Origin of the sequence: Thermogladius sp. 4427co, from assembly GCF_051933805.1 — an archaeon.
Lineage (GTDB): Archaea > Thermoproteota > Thermoprotei_A > Sulfolobales > Desulfurococcaceae > Thermogladius.
The window spans coordinates 551,270-566,264 of the sequence record NZ_CP196893.1 but is presented as its reverse complement, the minus strand read 5'-3'; the positions used below and the strand labels follow the sequence as shown (position 1 = coordinate 566,264).

At 44.4% G+C, this 14,995-nt stretch carries 16 protein-coding genes; 11 read left to right on the top strand and 5 right to left on the bottom strand.

The window, feature by feature from the left end:
- Positions 1–66: 66 nt before the first annotated feature.
- Positions 67–666: an archaeal proteasome endopeptidase complex subunit beta gene (gene psmB / locus ACSU1N_RS03120; RefSeq protein ID WP_440060263.1), complete on the bottom strand. Its 600-nt coding sequence runs from the start codon at positions 664–666 to the stop codon at positions 67–69.
- Positions 667–1,315: 649 nt separating this feature from the next.
- Between psmB and ACSU1N_RS03115 the strand changes: the two genes are divergently transcribed.
- The 4 genes from ACSU1N_RS03115 (at position 1,316) to radA (ending at position 5,745) form a co-directional block, all read left to right on the top strand.
- Complete coding sequence (locus tag ACSU1N_RS03115) at positions 1,316–1,942, top strand: TFIIB-type zinc ribbon-containing protein (RefSeq protein ID WP_440060154.1); 627 nt, start codon at positions 1,316–1,318, stop codon at positions 1,940–1,942.
- A 160-nt stretch (positions 1,943–2,102) separates the two neighbouring features.
- Positions 2,103–3,941, top strand: a complete 1,839-nt coding sequence (locus tag ACSU1N_RS03110; protein WP_440060153.1) for a threonine--tRNA ligase — start codon at positions 2,103–2,105, stop codon at positions 3,939–3,941.
- A 23-nt stretch (positions 3,942–3,964) separates the two neighbouring features.
- Positions 3,965–4,561: an ASCH domain-containing protein gene (locus ACSU1N_RS03105; RefSeq protein WP_440060152.1), complete on the top strand. Its 597-nt coding sequence runs from the start codon at positions 3,965–3,967 to the stop codon at positions 4,559–4,561.
- Between the two features lie 230 nt (positions 4,562–4,791).
- On the top strand, positions 4,792–5,745 hold the full coding sequence (gene radA / locus ACSU1N_RS03100) for a DNA repair and recombination protein RadA (RefSeq protein ID WP_440060151.1): 954 nt from the start codon (positions 4,792–4,794) through the stop codon (positions 5,743–5,745).
- A 5-nt stretch (positions 5,746–5,750) separates the two neighbouring features.
- Here radA and ACSU1N_RS03095 read toward each other — a convergent pair whose 3' ends face one another.
- Positions 5,751–6,524: an A24 family peptidase C-terminal domain-containing protein gene (locus ACSU1N_RS03095; RefSeq protein WP_440060150.1), complete on the bottom strand. Its 774-nt coding sequence runs from the start codon at positions 6,522–6,524 to the stop codon at positions 5,751–5,753.
- Positions 6,525–6,609: 85 nt separating this feature from the next.
- On the opposite strand from ACSU1N_RS03095, the gene ACSU1N_RS03090 reads away from it, so the two are divergent.
- Together ACSU1N_RS03090 and ACSU1N_RS03085 are read left to right on the top strand one after the other, a co-directional pair.
- Positions 6,610–7,098 carry an HIT family protein gene (locus ACSU1N_RS03090; protein WP_440060149.1) on the top strand — a complete coding sequence of 163 codons (489 nt, stop codon included), beginning with the start codon at positions 6,610–6,612 and terminating at the stop codon, positions 7,096–7,098.
- Positions 7,099–7,151: 53 nt separating this feature from the next.
- A complete protein-coding gene (locus tag ACSU1N_RS03085) occupies positions 7,152–7,373 on the top strand; it encodes a hypothetical protein (RefSeq protein WP_440060148.1) in 222 nt (73 codons plus the stop codon).
- A 2-nt stretch (positions 7,374–7,375) separates the two neighbouring features.
- Here the strand turns inward: ACSU1N_RS03085 and ACSU1N_RS03080 are convergent, their stop codons facing one another.
- Positions 7,376–9,013 carry a DEAD/DEAH box helicase gene (locus ACSU1N_RS03080; RefSeq protein ID WP_440060147.1) on the bottom strand — a complete coding sequence of 546 codons (1,638 nt, stop codon included), beginning with the start codon at positions 9,011–9,013 and terminating at the stop codon, positions 7,376–7,378.
- A gap of 1 nt (position 9,014) precedes the next feature.
- A complete protein-coding gene (locus tag ACSU1N_RS03075; protein WP_440060146.1) occupies positions 9,015–9,437 on the bottom strand; it encodes a hypothetical protein in 423 nt (140 codons plus the stop codon).
- Between the two features lie 122 nt (positions 9,438–9,559).
- Here ACSU1N_RS03075 and ACSU1N_RS03070 point away from each other — a divergent pair, with 122 nt between their 5' ends.
- The 5 genes from ACSU1N_RS03070 to ACSU1N_RS03050 all read left to right on the top strand — a co-directional run bounded on the left by ACSU1N_RS03070 (position 9,560) and on the right by ACSU1N_RS03050 (position 14,273).
- A complete protein-coding gene (locus ACSU1N_RS03070) occupies positions 9,560–10,372 on the top strand; it encodes a phosphoribosyltransferase family protein (RefSeq protein ID WP_440060145.1) in 813 nt (270 codons plus the stop codon).
- Positions 10,373–10,475: 103 nt separating this feature from the next.
- Positions 10,476–11,387: an ABC transporter ATP-binding protein gene (locus ACSU1N_RS03065; protein WP_440060144.1), complete on the top strand. Its 912-nt coding sequence runs from the start codon at positions 10,476–10,478 to the stop codon at positions 11,385–11,387.
- Positions 11,384–13,033, top strand: coding sequence for an ABC transporter permease (locus ACSU1N_RS03060; RefSeq protein WP_440060143.1), 1,650 nt, complete (start codon positions 11,384–11,386; stop codon positions 13,031–13,033). Before ACSU1N_RS03065 ends, ACSU1N_RS03060 begins: the two co-directional genes overlap by 4 nt.
- A 73-nt stretch (positions 13,034–13,106) precedes the next feature.
- The gene (locus ACSU1N_RS03055) at positions 13,107–13,520 is read left to right on the top strand and encodes an AbrB/MazE/SpoVT family DNA-binding domain-containing protein (protein WP_440060142.1); all 414 of its coding nucleotides are present in this window, start codon (positions 13,107–13,109) and stop codon (positions 13,518–13,520) included.
- A gap of 6 nt (positions 13,521–13,526) precedes the next feature.
- A complete protein-coding gene (locus tag ACSU1N_RS03050; RefSeq protein WP_440060141.1) occupies positions 13,527–14,273 on the top strand; it encodes a DUF72 domain-containing protein in 747 nt (248 codons plus the stop codon).
- Between the two features lie 125 nt (positions 14,274–14,398).
- On the opposite strand, the gene ACSU1N_RS03045 is transcribed toward ACSU1N_RS03050, so the two are convergent.
- Complete coding sequence (locus ACSU1N_RS03045; RefSeq protein ID WP_440060140.1) at positions 14,399–14,980, bottom strand: hypothetical protein; 582 nt, start codon at positions 14,978–14,980, stop codon at positions 14,399–14,401.
- Positions 14,981–14,995: the final 15 nt, after the last annotated feature.

Sequence of the window (14,995 nt, the reverse complement as noted above, 5' to 3'; positions counted from 1 at the left end):
GTAATTAGAATGAACAATAAAATAAGTTTTTCTCTAGCTAGGAACTAAAGCCAGGGTGTTGTATTACTATGCCCTCCTTGCTATTAAATGTTCCTCGCTCCTAACACCCTCTCTGGTTAGAATCAATAGGTCTACTCCATCACCTGAGAGCACATCTCTTTCTATAGCTTCTAGAATAGCTTTCACAGCCAGGTTCTTAGCGTCTTCCACACTCATATCCTCCTTATAGTTTTGCTCTATAATACCTAGCGCTAGCTGAGACCCTGAGCCTAGAGCCGCGTATTTTTCTTCTATAAGGCTTCCCACAGGGTCTAATACGTATAGTCCTGGGCCCTCGTCGAAGCCTCCTACAACCACTTCTGTAAGCATTGGGAAAAGCTTGTAGCTGTAGAGTATTACAGATAAGAGCTTCGCTAGACTCCTCGCTCTAATTTCTCTCCCATGCTCTAACTCGTATAGTTTAGCCTCTACCCTTAGGATCCTGTACAAGTAGTTTATATCACCTGCTAGTCCCGCAAAGCCTACTGCTACACGGTCTGTTACAGGGAATATCTTCTTAACGTTTTTACTTAGTACGAAACCGTCGTAGGTAAGCCTCTTCTCGCCGGCTAGTACAACCCCGTCTACTGTCCTAATACCTATCACTGTACCCGGTAAGACCTCCATTCTAAACAGCCTCGACAAACTGCTTAAATTTTCACGATAGCTTATATTATTTGATGCTGTTTCCCCGCTATTAACGTTTCATGGGCCCACCGCGATTTCTATAGATGAGCCATTTAGTGAAGAAGTAGGAGCCTGTCGAAAAGCTTAAGATGAGACTCTTCCAAGAGCGACGAATGGAGAGGTAGTAGAGTTCCGAAGCTGTTATGTGATATAATACAGACTGTTACCAACAACGTAAGAGGCATGGATTTAATACCATACCTATGGTTCTATAGGAGGTTATCGTGCACTATAGTATTAGCCGCGGATAAAGGTTTGGAGATGAAACACACAGGTCCGGGGATATAGCCGGAGTACCCCTTAGATGCTGGTTGATTAGAGATCAGTAATGTTATTGCAGACATTTGTTTATTGGACACCCGAGACAGCGGGACATGGGATACCTGTGAACACCCTAGGCTAATGTGGAAGAGTAAGAAGTGATGAAATGAAAATGATCTATATAAGCTCTTGTCGAAAACTAGACTGGTTGAATATAGGCTTGTAAAAATCGCTGTGGAGTAAGAATACTTTCACCCTACTCCCTCCCTCTCCTAGACTGAACTCTCTCCTATAAAGAGCCTAGGGTTTAAGCTAACATGGTGTTAGAATGGAGAAATGCCCTGTATGCGGGGGTAGCCTAGTATGGGATTATAGAGAAGGGGTTATAGTCTGCGGTAGCTGCGGTCTAGTAGTTGATAGAATCTACGAGTATGGCTACAAGCAGAAGTATAGTGATGAGCCGGGTACTAGGCGGAATACTAGGGTTAGGAGCATTATAGATAAGAGGGCTTATAATACTAGGCTGAAGCTCTACAAGAGAATATATAAGATCGTGAGAGAGAAACCGTGGATGACTATAGATGCCGATAGAGTACTAGAGACAGGTAGGTTCGTGAATACTATTAAAAGCAAGGCTTCTATACTAGCCGAGGAGAATATAGTGGAAAACGGGCTGAAAGAACTTGTTGAGAAAGGGCTAGAGATCATAAAGAGCGAGAACCCTGCTCTACTAGCTAGAAGCTTCAGAGGCAGGTACGCTCTAGCATACATGGTAGCCTACGCTAAGACCACGGGGGACATACCCCCAGAGGATTTCATAGTGAAAACCTTTAACATAAGCAGTACAAGCTACAAGAGGCTTAAGAGTATTGTCAGAAAGTATTGGGATATAGGCAGAAAACTCAAGCATAATATTCTAGTAAGCGAAGGATTCCTCCCTACCGCAACAGCCTAGAAGGGTCTTTACAGTTTTCAGCTGAGACAGGTGCGCTCATTAGATCGCTTTCAAGGGGTTCATCACATTCATAGATTAATGGGTTGCGGGAATATTAACCTTTAATTTAGGTTTTTAATAATCTCAAACATATTCCGTAGAGATAGCTAGGTGTGGGTTCTTGAGGCTGCTTTTGATACATGCTAGAAGGTTCTACTATAAAATCCGGGAGCCTGCTATAAAAGAACCCGAAGAACCCGGCGAAGCCAGGGACTCGCTAGAGTTAAGTAACGTCCTAGTAGTTTTCACCACCGTTGAGAAAGAAGATGATGCGAGCGTTGCTGAGAGGGCTGTCGAAGAAATATCCCGTGTCGTATCCAGTACTAGGCCTGAGGCGATACTAGTCTACCCCTACGCCCATTTATCTAGCGAGCTAGCCCCTCCTTCTACAGCCGTAGAGGTAATTAGGAAGTTAGCTGAAGGACTAAAGAAGACGGGCCTTAGAGTCGAGAGAGCGCCTTTCGGCTGGTATAAAGAGTTCTCGCTAGAGTGCTACGGGCACCCGTTGAGCGAGCTTTCTAAAACAGTTAGGAAGCAGGAGACCGCTCCGGCGAGGAGGGTTTTGGAGAAGAAATTTTACATTATAACACCAGACGGGCGGGTATTCGACCCTTCTAGTTTCGATTACAGCAACTACCCGGATCTCAAGATACTAGTAGATAAAGAAGTCTTCGGCGTAGAGCTACCAGGCGGTGAGAACAGGGTTAACGACTACTGTAGAAAGTTTGGCTTCGAATGGGAGCCTATGAGCGACCACGGGCATATGAGGTATGGACCCCACGCAGTAGCTATCATGGACTCTGTGATAAGGTATAGCTGGCAGGTGGTCAGGAGCCTTGGTATACCTGTCTTCAGAGTAATGGGTAGCAATATGTTCAACCTGAAAGAGAGGCCGGTTCTAGAACACGCCCTCCTCTTCGGCGACAGACTCTACGAGGTAGAAGTGGACGAAGACAGGTATGTAATGAGGTATGCTGCATGCCACCAGCAGTTTGCAATGCTGAGAGACTGGGTTATAAGCTATAAAGACCTGCCATTCGGCATGTTCGAAGTCGCAGACAGCTATAGGCTTGAGCAGAGAGGAGAGTTGAATCTCTGCTTCAGGCTGAGGAAGTTCTACATGCCCGACCTCCATATACTGACAAAGGATTTGAGAGAAGCTATTGAAATATCGAAGATTGTACAGGAGAAGATTATTGAAGAAGCTAGTAAGCTGGGTAGGAGGTATGTTGCCTTATACAATGTCTCCCAGGACTTCTTCGAGAATAATATCGAGGATATTAAAGAATTCGCTAAGAGAGAGAACTACCCTATCCTAGTATCCGTGATACCGAGTGGAATCTACTACTGGGTTCTAAATGTAGAATACCATATCATCGACAATATTGGGAAACCTAGGGAGATAGCTACTTTCCAGATAGACATCGGTAACGGGAAGAGGTTTAATATAACGTATACTACGCCGGAAGGAGACAAGAAGCACCCGGTGATAATACATACTGCGATCATCGGAGGGGTTGAAAGATACATATACATGGTTCTCGACACAGCCGCCCAGGTCGAGAAACAGGGTAAGACGCCTAGTATCCCAACATGGATGGCTCCTATCCAGGCGAGGATAATACCCGTGTCGAAAGAATACCTCGACTATGCAATAAGGGTGGCCCAGGAGATTTCTGCGAGAGGGTTTAGAGTAGACGTAGACGACCGTGACGAGAGCCTGGGTAAGAAGATTAGAGATGCTGGAAGGGAGTGGATACCTTATATAATTGTAGTAGGCGAGAGAGAGGTAAAGAGCAATACCCTTAGTGTAAGGATTAGGGTTACAAATGAAACACTGGTGATGACGCTTGAAGAATTCCTCGAAAGAATCGAGAGCGAGACTAGGGGCTATCCTAGGGTAGAACCAACTCTACCAATGCTGGTTAGTAGAAGACCTCTAGCAAGCTACCAACTATAATAATATCCCGGAGAGAATTAGTTTTGGTAGGTCCTAAAAAGTTTCTCGGCAGGCATATTATAATCAGAGAGGATTATGCCGAGAGATTCCTGAAAGGGGAGAAGACTACTACTGTAAGGAGAGGTATTGTTAAAGTAAAATACAGGAATATCATAATCCACACAGGTATCAGACCTCTAGCTATCGCCAGGGTTGAATACGTGTATCATAAGATGCTGAAAAATATAAGCGAGGAAGAAGCGAGAAAGGATGGTTTCAGAAGCAGGGAAGAGTTTATTAGAGAAATAAGAAAGTTATACCCAGATATAGACGAAAACGAGTATGTTACCGTAATAGGTCTCAGGATATTGAAGAGGCTTGACGTTATCGACTCTAGGAAGCCTTTCGGCGGTTTAAAACCAGCTGATTTAGCAAGGATAGGGTTAAGGTATCTCGGAGAAGAGCTCTCGGAGATTGAGAGGAAGATTCTCCTAGACTTGACGAGGACGGGGGATATAGATTTAACCTCGCAGAGGGTTCTAAAAGATGTTGGGAGAAGAGGGGTAGTAGTAGAAGTTTTAAATAATGTGTTGAGGAGATTGCTTGATAAAGGTATCCTTAGAGAGAAAAGGGGTGACTAGAAGATACCATACTGGGTTCTGAGATGTAAAGAGTGCGGTAATACCTGGAAGCTTGAAGTAAGCTTCCCTCTGAAGAAAGAATTCACCCAGCTATTCCACTACTGCCCCTACTGTAGGAGAAACACTTTCCACGAGATTATTGAATTTGTCGAAACAGATTAGCATCCAGTATAATAACCGTTTTAAAAATAATTCTTTCTTGATAGGATGGTTTAGAAGAGGTGTTTAGATTGTCTGATAAGATAGTTTTCGTAAAAGATTTACCTAATGTAACACCCCAAATTATTGAGAAACTAGAGGCTGCTGGTTACTCGACTGTCTGGGCTTTGATAGTAGCTAGGCCTGAGGAAATAGCTGAGAAAACAGGCCTACCGCCGACTACTATTGCTAGATTGATCGAGAATGCTAGGAGGGTTCTTGGCCTGACTTTTAAGACGGCTAAAGAAGTTAAGAACGAGAGGCTTTCCGTGAGAAAGATAACGACCGGTAGCAGGGAATTAGATAATGTCCTCGGAGGGGGTGTTGAGACAAAGACTATTACAGAGTTCTTCGGCGAGTACGGTTCCGGCAAGACGCAGATATGTCACCAGTTAAGCGTAAACGTCCAGCTACCCCCGGAGAAAGGAGGGCTGTCTGGTAAAGCCGTATATATAGATACGGAAGGAACGTTTAGATGGGAGAGAATAGAGGCTATGGCTCGTGGAGTAAGTTTGGACCCTGATAAAGTTATGGAGAATATATTCTATCAGAGGGCTTACAATAGCGACCACCAGATCAGTATTGTAGAAGAACTCTTCAGCTTCGTACCCAAGAATAATGTAAAGCTCGTTGTAATAGACAGTGTTACCAGCCACTTCAGAGCCGAGTACCCTGGTAGAGAACATCTAGCCGAGAGACAGCAGAAGCTTAACGCACACCTGCATCAGTTGATGAGGCTGGCTGAAGCATATAATCTAGCCGTAGTCGTTACAAACCAGGTTATGGCAAGACCCGATGTGTTCTACGGCGACCCTACTGTAGCAGTAGGCGGACACGTCCTAGCGCACACACCTGGTGTAAGAGTCCAGTTGAGGAAATCTAAAGGGAATAAGAGGATAGCCCGTATCGTTGACGCACCACACTTACCAGAAGGCGAGGCTGTCTTCGTTATCACAGAAGAAGGGATTAGAGACCCTGAGGAATAGTTTTCCTAGAAACCAACAATTATATAAACAACGAAACTAACCGCTAAGTACACTATTAGAGGATGCCCGTAGGAAGCCCATATAATATCGTCTTCCCGCAATATATTTGAATCAAGAAGCTTCAAGACTGCTTCTCTCAACCCGCTTTTTTCCTCTATACTCATAGAGTAGTTAACACGCCAGCCCAGCTTACCCGGCTCTCGCTCGTAGGGTATGAGGGTTATAGTATAGAATTCTTTCTCCAAGACTTCTCTAACTCTCAACGGCCAGCTGGTTAGCAAAAGGAATAGTTTATCTTTTAGAGACAGGCCTGGAGGTAGCCTGAACCCTACTCTACCCCACTTATATATTGTTACAAGGTAGTGGGCGACTATCTGTATTATAAGAGCTAGTATAACCACCTTGTATACTAGAGGTGCTAGGAGGAGTGTGCCTAACGAGTATACAGCAGGGTATTTCAAGGGATTCCCATATATTATAGACAGCGACAGGAGTATGTAGAAGTCTGCGAGACCTATATAACCTAGTTTCGCTAGTATCCAGAATACTACCGGGATAGGCAATACTGCTATCAGATAATATGTGAGCAGTAAACTGAGTACAGGGTAGAGTCCTAGCGCTTCAATAAACCCTACTATTCCAAGAGCGATCGCAACGATCAGGAACAGGTATATGTATTTGTCCGGTATATCCCGCTTCTTATAATCTAGGATCGCGAAAGGTATGAGGAATAGTAATGTGATAGTATAGTCTATGAGAGGCAGGTATTCGAAAGCCAATGCTATTACCCTTCTAATTATTTTTAAGTTGCTAGGTCAAAAACTAGATTATAGATGCCTGGGGTTAAAAAATAGTGGTATGATTATGAGGATCCTCTGGTCGCCTTGGAGATACCAGTACGTTAAATCTGCTATTGGAGGCAGTAATGAATGCTTGTTTTGTAAAATAAAAGACCAGAATGATGAAGACGCATACATTGTTTACAGAGGGGAGTTTAACTTCGTAGTCCTCAACGCTTTTCCTTACAATAGCGGCCATCTAATGATAGCACCTTACAGGCATGTCGATAGCCTCGAGAAGCTTGATGACAGGGAATTGCTAGAGATGGTTCATTTGATAAACGACTCTATTAGAGCCCTCAGGAAAGCCCTGAACCCGGACGGGTTCAATATAGGGGTTAACATAGGCAGGTCTGCGGGAGCAGGAGTACCCGGCCACGTTCATGTCCATGTCGTACCGCGCTGGACAGGCGATAGTAATTTCATGCCGGTTATCGCAGATACAAAGGTATTGCCCGTAGCCCTCTCCGAAGTATATAAATTATTAAAGGAGAATTGGCCTAGAAAATATTAGTTGGTGAGGAAGTCCTCGATCGCTGAGTAATGATGATGGAAGGGGTTGGCTGATTGAGCGAGGTATCGAAGAGTGATCTAACGCTCATCGAGAGATACGTGTTCCTTGGCAAGACCCGTTTCAGGATAGCTCTCTCCGGAACCAATATCGTTTTCAACGTTGAAGCTTCTAGCGAAGAAGAAGCCTTCGAGAAAGTACTAGACATGGTTAGGAAGATGAATATAGATAAGAAGACCCTGGAAGCATTAAGGAGTAAGACAAGGCAGAGGCAATAATCCTAAACCAGCCCATCCAAGCTAGTACTCTTCCTCTTCCTTGCTTGGAACTCCTCGCTAGTCTTCTCTAGGATTATCTCGTAGAGCTTCGCCTCCCCGCCTTCAGGCTTAGGTCTCAGCAACCTCCCCAGCCTCTGCACGAACTGTCTCCTAGACCCTGTCCCCGATACTATTATCCCGATATTAGCATCTGGTATGTCCAGTCCTTCGTCTCCTACTGTCGTAACCACGAGTATGCCTGACTTAGAGGTCTTAAACTCCTCCAGCGCTTTCTTTCTCTCCTCGTCGGGTGTCCTACCGGTTAAGAGCCATGCGTTAAGCCTCTTAGCTATCTCCTCAGCCTGCTCTACGTATTGGGTGAAGACTATTATCTTACCTCCTTTCTCAAGCTCTCTCCTAGCTATTTCGACTGCTTTCTCAATCTTGGATCTGGACTTGGCTAACAGCATTCTGATTTTACTATGTATCCTCAGCGCTTCCGCAGCCGATTTATCCCCTCTTGAAGCGTCTTCAACTAGTTTCTCGAACTCCCTACCGTTAGCAAACTTCTCGAACATTGTCCTTAGCTCCAGGTATTCCCTCCATTCATCAGGGAGTAGTCTAGTCTTAACAGTGTAGACAGTATACTTGGCCAAGTACCCTTTCTCAGAGAGTTCGCCCGGAGTCTTGTAATATACTACTCCCCCCAGCAGCGGGAATAATTCCTCGTGCCTCCCATCCTCTCTAAAAGGCGTAGCAGACAAGCCCATTCTATAGGGTGCGATAGAATGAACCGCTATATATCTAAACTTATCCGCGGGTAGATGGTGTACTTCGTCGACAATAAGCATATTGTAGTAAGGGGCTATCTCTTTGATCATCCGGAACCCGCTTTGGTAGGTTGTTATAGTAATAGGCGCTATCTTCTTCTCCTCACTATAGAGCAAACCGATCATGCTACTAGGTATATTAGTGATTTTTAATAGAGCCTCCCTCCACTGTCTAGCCTGTTCCTTAGTATATGTAACGATAAGCGTCCTCTCTTGGACCCTTGCTATAGCTGCTATCCCGATAACAGTCTTACCCGAGCCTGTGGGTAGTGCTATAATCCCTTTCCTATCATTATCCAACCATTTAGCTAACGCCTCCTCCTGGTAGTCTCTGAGACTAATATTGGTTAATTGTATCCTAGTCGGTAATTCTTTCCTACCTAGGATATTCTGCTTGTCTTCAACCTCTATACTGTTAGCCTCGAGGATTTTATATGCCTGGTATGCTAAGTAAGGTTGCAGCCTATAGATTGAATACTCCCCCTGCCAAGGGATCTTCCTAGCCCCTATGGACTTGAGCTTGTCTCTTACCCTGCCCTCTACCAGCCTGGGTATTTTCACAACGATAAAACCTGTTTGAGAATCGTATTCTACTAATGCTCTAAACCTAGCGAATTCGGCTTTTAATTCCTCAATCGACCCTTCTATCTCCAGGCCTAGCTCCTGTATTATATTTAAAACGTCCTCGAACGTATAGCCGTTGGAAACAGCCTTAGACGGCTCTAGCTCGAAAACAACCCCCTGATCCGACCTGCCTAAATACCTCCCTATTCTAAGCAGTTCCTGGAAATCCTCGTCGCTAATCCACCTCCTAGATCTCACTACGATCATGTCAGTCACCAGCACTAGTAATAAACTCCTGTTCTTCAAATGGGACAGGTTCTACTCTTATACTAGAAGGCTTTGTCTCACCACATAGCAAGACCCTGATAGATCTTGCGAAAAGATATGGCGTGTAGAAAAATACTCTCCCTCCTTTCTTAATAATAGCCTTTGAGATTGCTAGCAGTCTCCCAACATACTCGTCAAAAGGGTGTTCTTCTGAGACGGAAACCCTCACCCCCTCGGGAGTAATCTCGTAGTATTCGCCCTGGTAGATAATCGATGTTATAACACAATACTCCCAGGAACCGCACTCGCTACACACTGCTATCACATCCAGGCCTTCCAGTATATATTCTGCTATCCTATCGGTTATCTCACTGAAATCAATACCTGACTCGGCTAGCGCATTGCCTGGTCTGATTTCAAACAATTAAACCACCGGTCGTTGCGTGGGTTTTTCCTCATCGGGGGTCAGAACTTAAGACCTCACTCATCCCTAGGAAACTAAATTTTATTTAACCGTATTAAAGTTACCAAAACTAGTGGGTGATTATGGTTAGAAGCTCTCTTAGCTCGTTTGTTGTGAGAAAACCATTAGAGAACGAGATATCCCAGATGATGAGCAATATCAATAGAGTATACGGTGGGACCAAAGCTAATAGGATGAAGATCAGGCTTCTCGCAAACGAGATGCTAAGGTTGTTGAAGAGAAATCTATCCTACAAGGATTTAACAGCGTTAACAGGGATCCCGGAATCAGTATTATGCCGGTATGTGAGAGGTAATATAATACCTAGCTACGAGCAGGCTGTAGGCATTCTTTCCAAGCTAGCTCTATCAATAGATATAAACCATCTCCTCAGGGAGCTTGTCGAACACGAGAAGAGCACGCTTATAGACTTATCGAGGGTTTTAAAAGACCCTTACATTATCAGACTCTTATCCATTATCTTACTCCTAGAACTAGTATCTACAAACGTGACGAAGATCATAGTGACCGCTGAATCCGTCCTACCGATCGGGACTATACTAGGGATCGAACTAGGTGCGCCAGTGCTACTAGTGAAGAGGAGGAGCTACCCCGGAGTGCAATACTATAGTTCGATGGTTATAAGGAGCCCTAAAGAAGCTGAAAACCTCTACATTGATAGAGACTTGCTTAGTAGGAAGGATAACGTGTTGATACTAGCGGATGTAGTGTACACAGGTAAAACACTTCACGCTGTAATAGACATTCTCGAGAAAGCCCGCGTAACCATCGCGGAGATAATAGTGATCCTAGGCTTAGGTAATATGTGGAGAGAGAGGCTTAGAGACTACCCTGTAAAAGTATTGACTACGCTACCACCGCCGGTTAGTATGTGAGCGATTAAATAGAGGCAGGATTACTCGGCCTGATACTAATTCCTCCAAATAATTTTTGTAGAGAAAAACTGATCCCGGAATTAAGACGAGGTTATGTCTGGTAATGATCGAGATTAAGAATGTATGCAAATCTTTTAGCGGTAGGAGAGTTCTCGAGAATGTATCGTTCACAGTATCAAACGGCGAAGTCGTCGGATACGTTGGTTTAAACGGTGCTGGTAAAACGACTACGATAAGAATAGCTGTAGGGGTATTGCCAGCTGATTGCGGAGATGTGTTTATCGACGGATACTCTATTACCAGGGATAAGCGTGTAGCATCATCCAGGATTGGTTGGGTACCCGAGCTTCCTATTTTTGAGACAGATTTCAAAGCCCTAGACTATTTCGTCTACATAGCCGGGTACTACGGGCTATCTGGTTCTGAAGCGAGGGAGCTGGCTAAGGAACTACTCGAGAGATTCGGGTTGGGAGAAGCGTTGAAAATGAAGATAGCATCTTTCTCGCAGGGTATGAAGAAGAGGTTTGCGCTTGCATTATCTATGATAAATGACCCGCCTAACTTTATACTAGACGAGGTATTAAACGGCTTAGACCCGAAAGGCATCGCTTTCTTCAGGGAGCTTACTAGGGAGTTCAAAAAACAGGGTAAGGCAGTACTGTTCTCGTCGCACATCTTGAGCGAGGTAGAAGGTATTGCTGACAGGGTTGTTTTCATACACAAAGGGAGGATAATAGGTGTATACTCAATGGATGAGATTAGAAACAAGGCAGGCGCTTCGATCACTCTAGCGCTCACCAGGCTAGATGAAGAAGTGCTTAGGCTCTTAAGCAGGTTCGGGGAGCCGGTAGTTATAGAGGGCACCAGGCTGCTTTTGAGAAAACCTACTGTAGGCGTTGAAGACTTAGTCTCGGAACTCGTGAGGAATAATATTGGTGTACTAGAGGTTAGGAAGGAGGAGAGGAGTCTCGAAGAATTCTTCTTTAAACTAATCCAAGAGGCTGAGCAGAGATGAATCCTGTAATCTACGATTTTAAAAGAGGCCTCCTAAGACTTTCTACAATAGTAGCTTTAATAATTTTCATACTAGCAGGTATAGGGCTAGCCTACTTAATTACTAACACGCTGGCAGTATCGCCGTTAAGGAGTTCTATAGTGTATTCCTACATAGACCCTTCTAACAAAACCTTCGTACTCGAAGCTCTATTCGTAAGCCCCGAGCTTAAACTTATACAAGGGAGTTTATCGTACACATTAGCCTACAATAGTACGGGTTCTAATAGGGTGGTCTTAGATAGTGGAGAGGCTCGTGGGTTCGGCAAAGTATTTGTTTATAAAAGACTTGATAACCTGCCTGTAGAGCAACCCCTCGTGCGGTTCTATCTAGAACTGGATACAGCTACTACCTTAGGGAGCTTTGAGGCTATACTATTCTATGAAACACATAATATAGGTGGGAAAACAATATACTTCCTACATCTATCACCTCTCCCCTCGGTATCAACTCTCTTCACATGCTATAGGTTCAGTAACGATATTATTGACTTAGGTTCGCTTGCCAACAGTTCAACCCAAATCCCGCTATCCAAGTTCTACGCTGGAGCCCTCTTAGCCGAGAAGATAGGTAGTGACAAGTACAGGATTATCTCTATTTCCTTCGTTTACGACGAGGACAATTTAACATACCAGCTCTTTATACCTAAACCGAATATTACAGAGATACCTAGCAATCTAAGCCTTAGCAATATAGAAGAATATTTTACTAGAATAGCTACTGTAAAACCGGGCTTATCCTACTCCGAGACGGTATATGAGGGTAAATTGCCTACATACGAGGAAATATTCGCTCCACCAGGAGGCCCAGCGAGTACAGTACCCCCACTACTAGTGTCGACTAGTGGCAGAGGCCTGGTAGCATGCCCTATCCCATTATCAATATTCCCTTACGAACCCCCTTCTACAAAGAGGATTATAGCCAGTGCCATGTCGAGCGGAGCAGGTCTCGGGCTATTATCGACGTTCTTCCCTATTATAATGCTATACCTTGCATACGTCTACATAGCTAAGCCAAGGTCTCTTGGAGCACTCGAATTCCTGGCTGCTAGACCGGTCACAAGGCTCGATATCTACCTAACCAGGTACCTAGCCGGGTCTTTGGTAGCTATTGCTTCAACATTCTTATTCTTCATCACAATGCTCACGGCACTAAACTACCTGGTAGGCCCGTATCTAGACCTATATTCCTATATGATTCTATTCGCCGGCACCGCTCTATCCCTACTAGCCTACTATAGTCTCTTCTACTTTATCGCAACAACTGTTAAAGGATCGAGGTATCTAGCTATCTCTATATTCGTCTACATATTCTACGCGTTCCTATATAACATACTAGTCATGTTTATAACATTCTACCAGGGGTTAAGCCCTGATTTCACAAGCAGGCTTGTGAGAAACCAGTATATATCCTATTATTTCTCGCCGAGCGGTCCTTCAGCATTCCTACAGTACTTCTTCCTAGTCCACAACAATGCTACAACAGGGTTAGAGGCAGCTTCAGAAGTAGTTAACCCATGGCTTGTCTCTCTCGCGACAATATCCTGGATCACCGTACCCTTCATCCTAGGCTGGCTTGTATTCAGGAAGGCGAATTTAGCTGGTTGACAAATAGAGTACTTGTTTGTTATAGTTATAAGAGGCGTTTACAGATTTATCATGTTGATTGAGGAGGAGTATTATGGTTAGGATGGAAGAGCTTGTGAGAGTAGATTCTAAGGGTAGGATTACCATCCCTCTGACTATTAGGGAAGCCCTGGATATAAGAGAGGGTATGTACGTTATAGTAGTTGGAGATAAAGAGAAGAAGGAGATTGTGATAACTCCTCTACCGGCTTCAGCGAGGTTGATAAAACTAATTATGAAGATAGAGGATAGGCCGGGCGTACTAGCTGAGATAACGAAGTATCTAGCCGACTACGGATTAGACATTGTTATGACGAAGTGTATTGTGATAAAAAGAGGGGAGCTAGCGGAGTGCGAGATAGTAGCCGATGTATCGAGGACTGATCTGAGGCAGCCAAATATACTGGTAGAGAAGCTTAAAATGCTAGAGCCTGTTAAAAACGTTGAGGCTTCGACCCTCACAGGGTAAATCTAGATGGGTATAAAAATAGGTTGCTGCGGATTCCCCGTATCGAGAAAGAAGTATTATGGAGAATTCAATGTTGTAGAACTCCAGAATACCTTCTACGATCTACCATCTATAGACTGGGCTGAAAACCTTAGGAGTGAGGCTCCTGGGGATTTCGAATTCACTATTAAGGCATGGCAGGTTATAACACATCCTGCTTCATCACCTACTTGGAAGAAGATGAGGAGAAAGCCTAGAGGGGATACCTCTAACTACGGCTTCCTAAAGCCATCGAACGAAAACCTGGAGGCTCTAAGAGAGACTGTGAGAGTAGCCGAGGCTTTGAAATCGAAGATCATAGTTCTCCAGACCCCGCCGAGCCTACCGTACAGTAGGGAATCGGTTGAATGGGTTAGAGAATTCTTTAGCAAAGCGAGCGATATCGCTCAGGGGTTTATCCTAGGATGGGAGCCTAGGGGGGAATGGAGTAAAGCTAGGGAACTATATGATATTATTGAAGAATTCGGTATAGTTCATATCGTCGACCCGTTTAGAGCAACCCCTCACCTGGGAAAGGGCGGGGTAGTATATTTTAGACTCCACGGTATTGGAGGTAGCGAAGTGAATTACAGGTATAAATATACTGACGATGACCTCAAACGCTTACACGAAATCGTGAGCAAGTACTCTGTAGATAGAGAAGTGTATGTTCTATTTAACAACGTATACATGTTCGACGACGCCGCCAGGTTCAAGCGGTTAATCAATAGTTAATTCTCAGCCTGGGTTCGACACTCTTCATCCTAGGTTCAAGGGATAGGGCGTTCATCACTTGGTCTATACCATTAGTTTCGTAGACTATTAAATATAGATGAATACTTCATTATAGCTATTACAAGCTACCTGACTCCCAGGGCATCCTTCTCGATCTTCCACTTAATGAAACCATCGAGTAAGCTTAGCGTCCTAGATATGTGTTCGGCTGCTGACAGTAGATTCTCTTGGAGGAAGCATGACGTGAAATGTGTTGATGGAGGGTTAATGACGTCTCTTAGCAGTCCCGTTAGGACAGGCCTGATATACGACTTGTCTCTCCCGCATCTGATATACATCTGGACTCCTTCGAATACTTCAGTACACACCCTCCAGCTATTTATTCTAGAAGACTTTTCGCAAGGGCATACAGTTGTCCTAGCCCAGCACTCGTAGCACCATGCTTTGACGAGATTGGCTGACGCAATAACCGATATAGTTGAGATTATGTTGTTAACGGAACCCCCTCTACTAAGCCTAGCATATGCGATCGCCGAAGAAGGGGGTATAGGTTTCGTCTTAAACCCTTTCTCTTCGAGGATTTTCATTATTTTCGGCAGAGCCAATTCGTTCACAGCGTCTATGTATAGTTTCAGGGAGAAAACGGTAGTGATAGGAACCACCTCAGCCAGGGATAACGTCCTCATCCCTCGGAGAGTCCCATTCATCACTGAGCGATAATA

Excerpts from the sequence above, each read along its gene's own strand:
- psmB (WP_440060263.1), bottom strand. The coding sequence starts at position 666 with ATGGAGGTCTTACCGGGTACAGTGATAGGTATTAGGACAGTAGACGGG.
- ACSU1N_RS03115 (WP_440060154.1), top strand. The coding sequence starts at position 1,316 with ATGGAGAAATGCCCTGTATGCGGGGGTAGCCTAGTATGGGATTATAGA.
- ACSU1N_RS03090 (WP_440060149.1), top strand. The coding sequence starts at position 6,610 with ATGAGGATCCTCTGGTCGCCTTGGAGATACCAGTACGTTAAATCTGCT.
- ACSU1N_RS03080 (WP_440060147.1), bottom strand. The coding sequence starts at position 9,013 with ATGATCGTAGTGAGATCTAGGAGGTGGATTAGCGACGAGGATTTCCAG.
- ACSU1N_RS03070 (WP_440060145.1), top strand. The coding sequence starts at position 9,560 with ATGGTTAGAAGCTCTCTTAGCTCGTTTGTTGTGAGAAAACCATTAGAG.
- ACSU1N_RS03065 (WP_440060144.1), top strand. The coding sequence starts at position 10,476 with ATGATCGAGATTAAGAATGTATGCAAATCTTTTAGCGGTAGGAGAGTT.
- ACSU1N_RS03060 (WP_440060143.1), top strand. The coding sequence starts at position 11,384 with ATGAATCCTGTAATCTACGATTTTAAAAGAGGCCTCCTAAGACTTTCT.
- ACSU1N_RS03055 (WP_440060142.1), top strand. The coding sequence starts at position 13,107 with ATGGTTAGGATGGAAGAGCTTGTGAGAGTAGATTCTAAGGGTAGGATT.
- ACSU1N_RS03050 (WP_440060141.1), top strand. The coding sequence starts at position 13,527 with ATGGGTATAAAAATAGGTTGCTGCGGATTCCCCGTATCGAGAAAGAAG.
- ACSU1N_RS03045 (WP_440060140.1), bottom strand. The coding sequence starts at position 14,980 with ATGAATGGGACTCTCCGAGGGATGAGGACGTTATCCCTGGCTGAGGTG.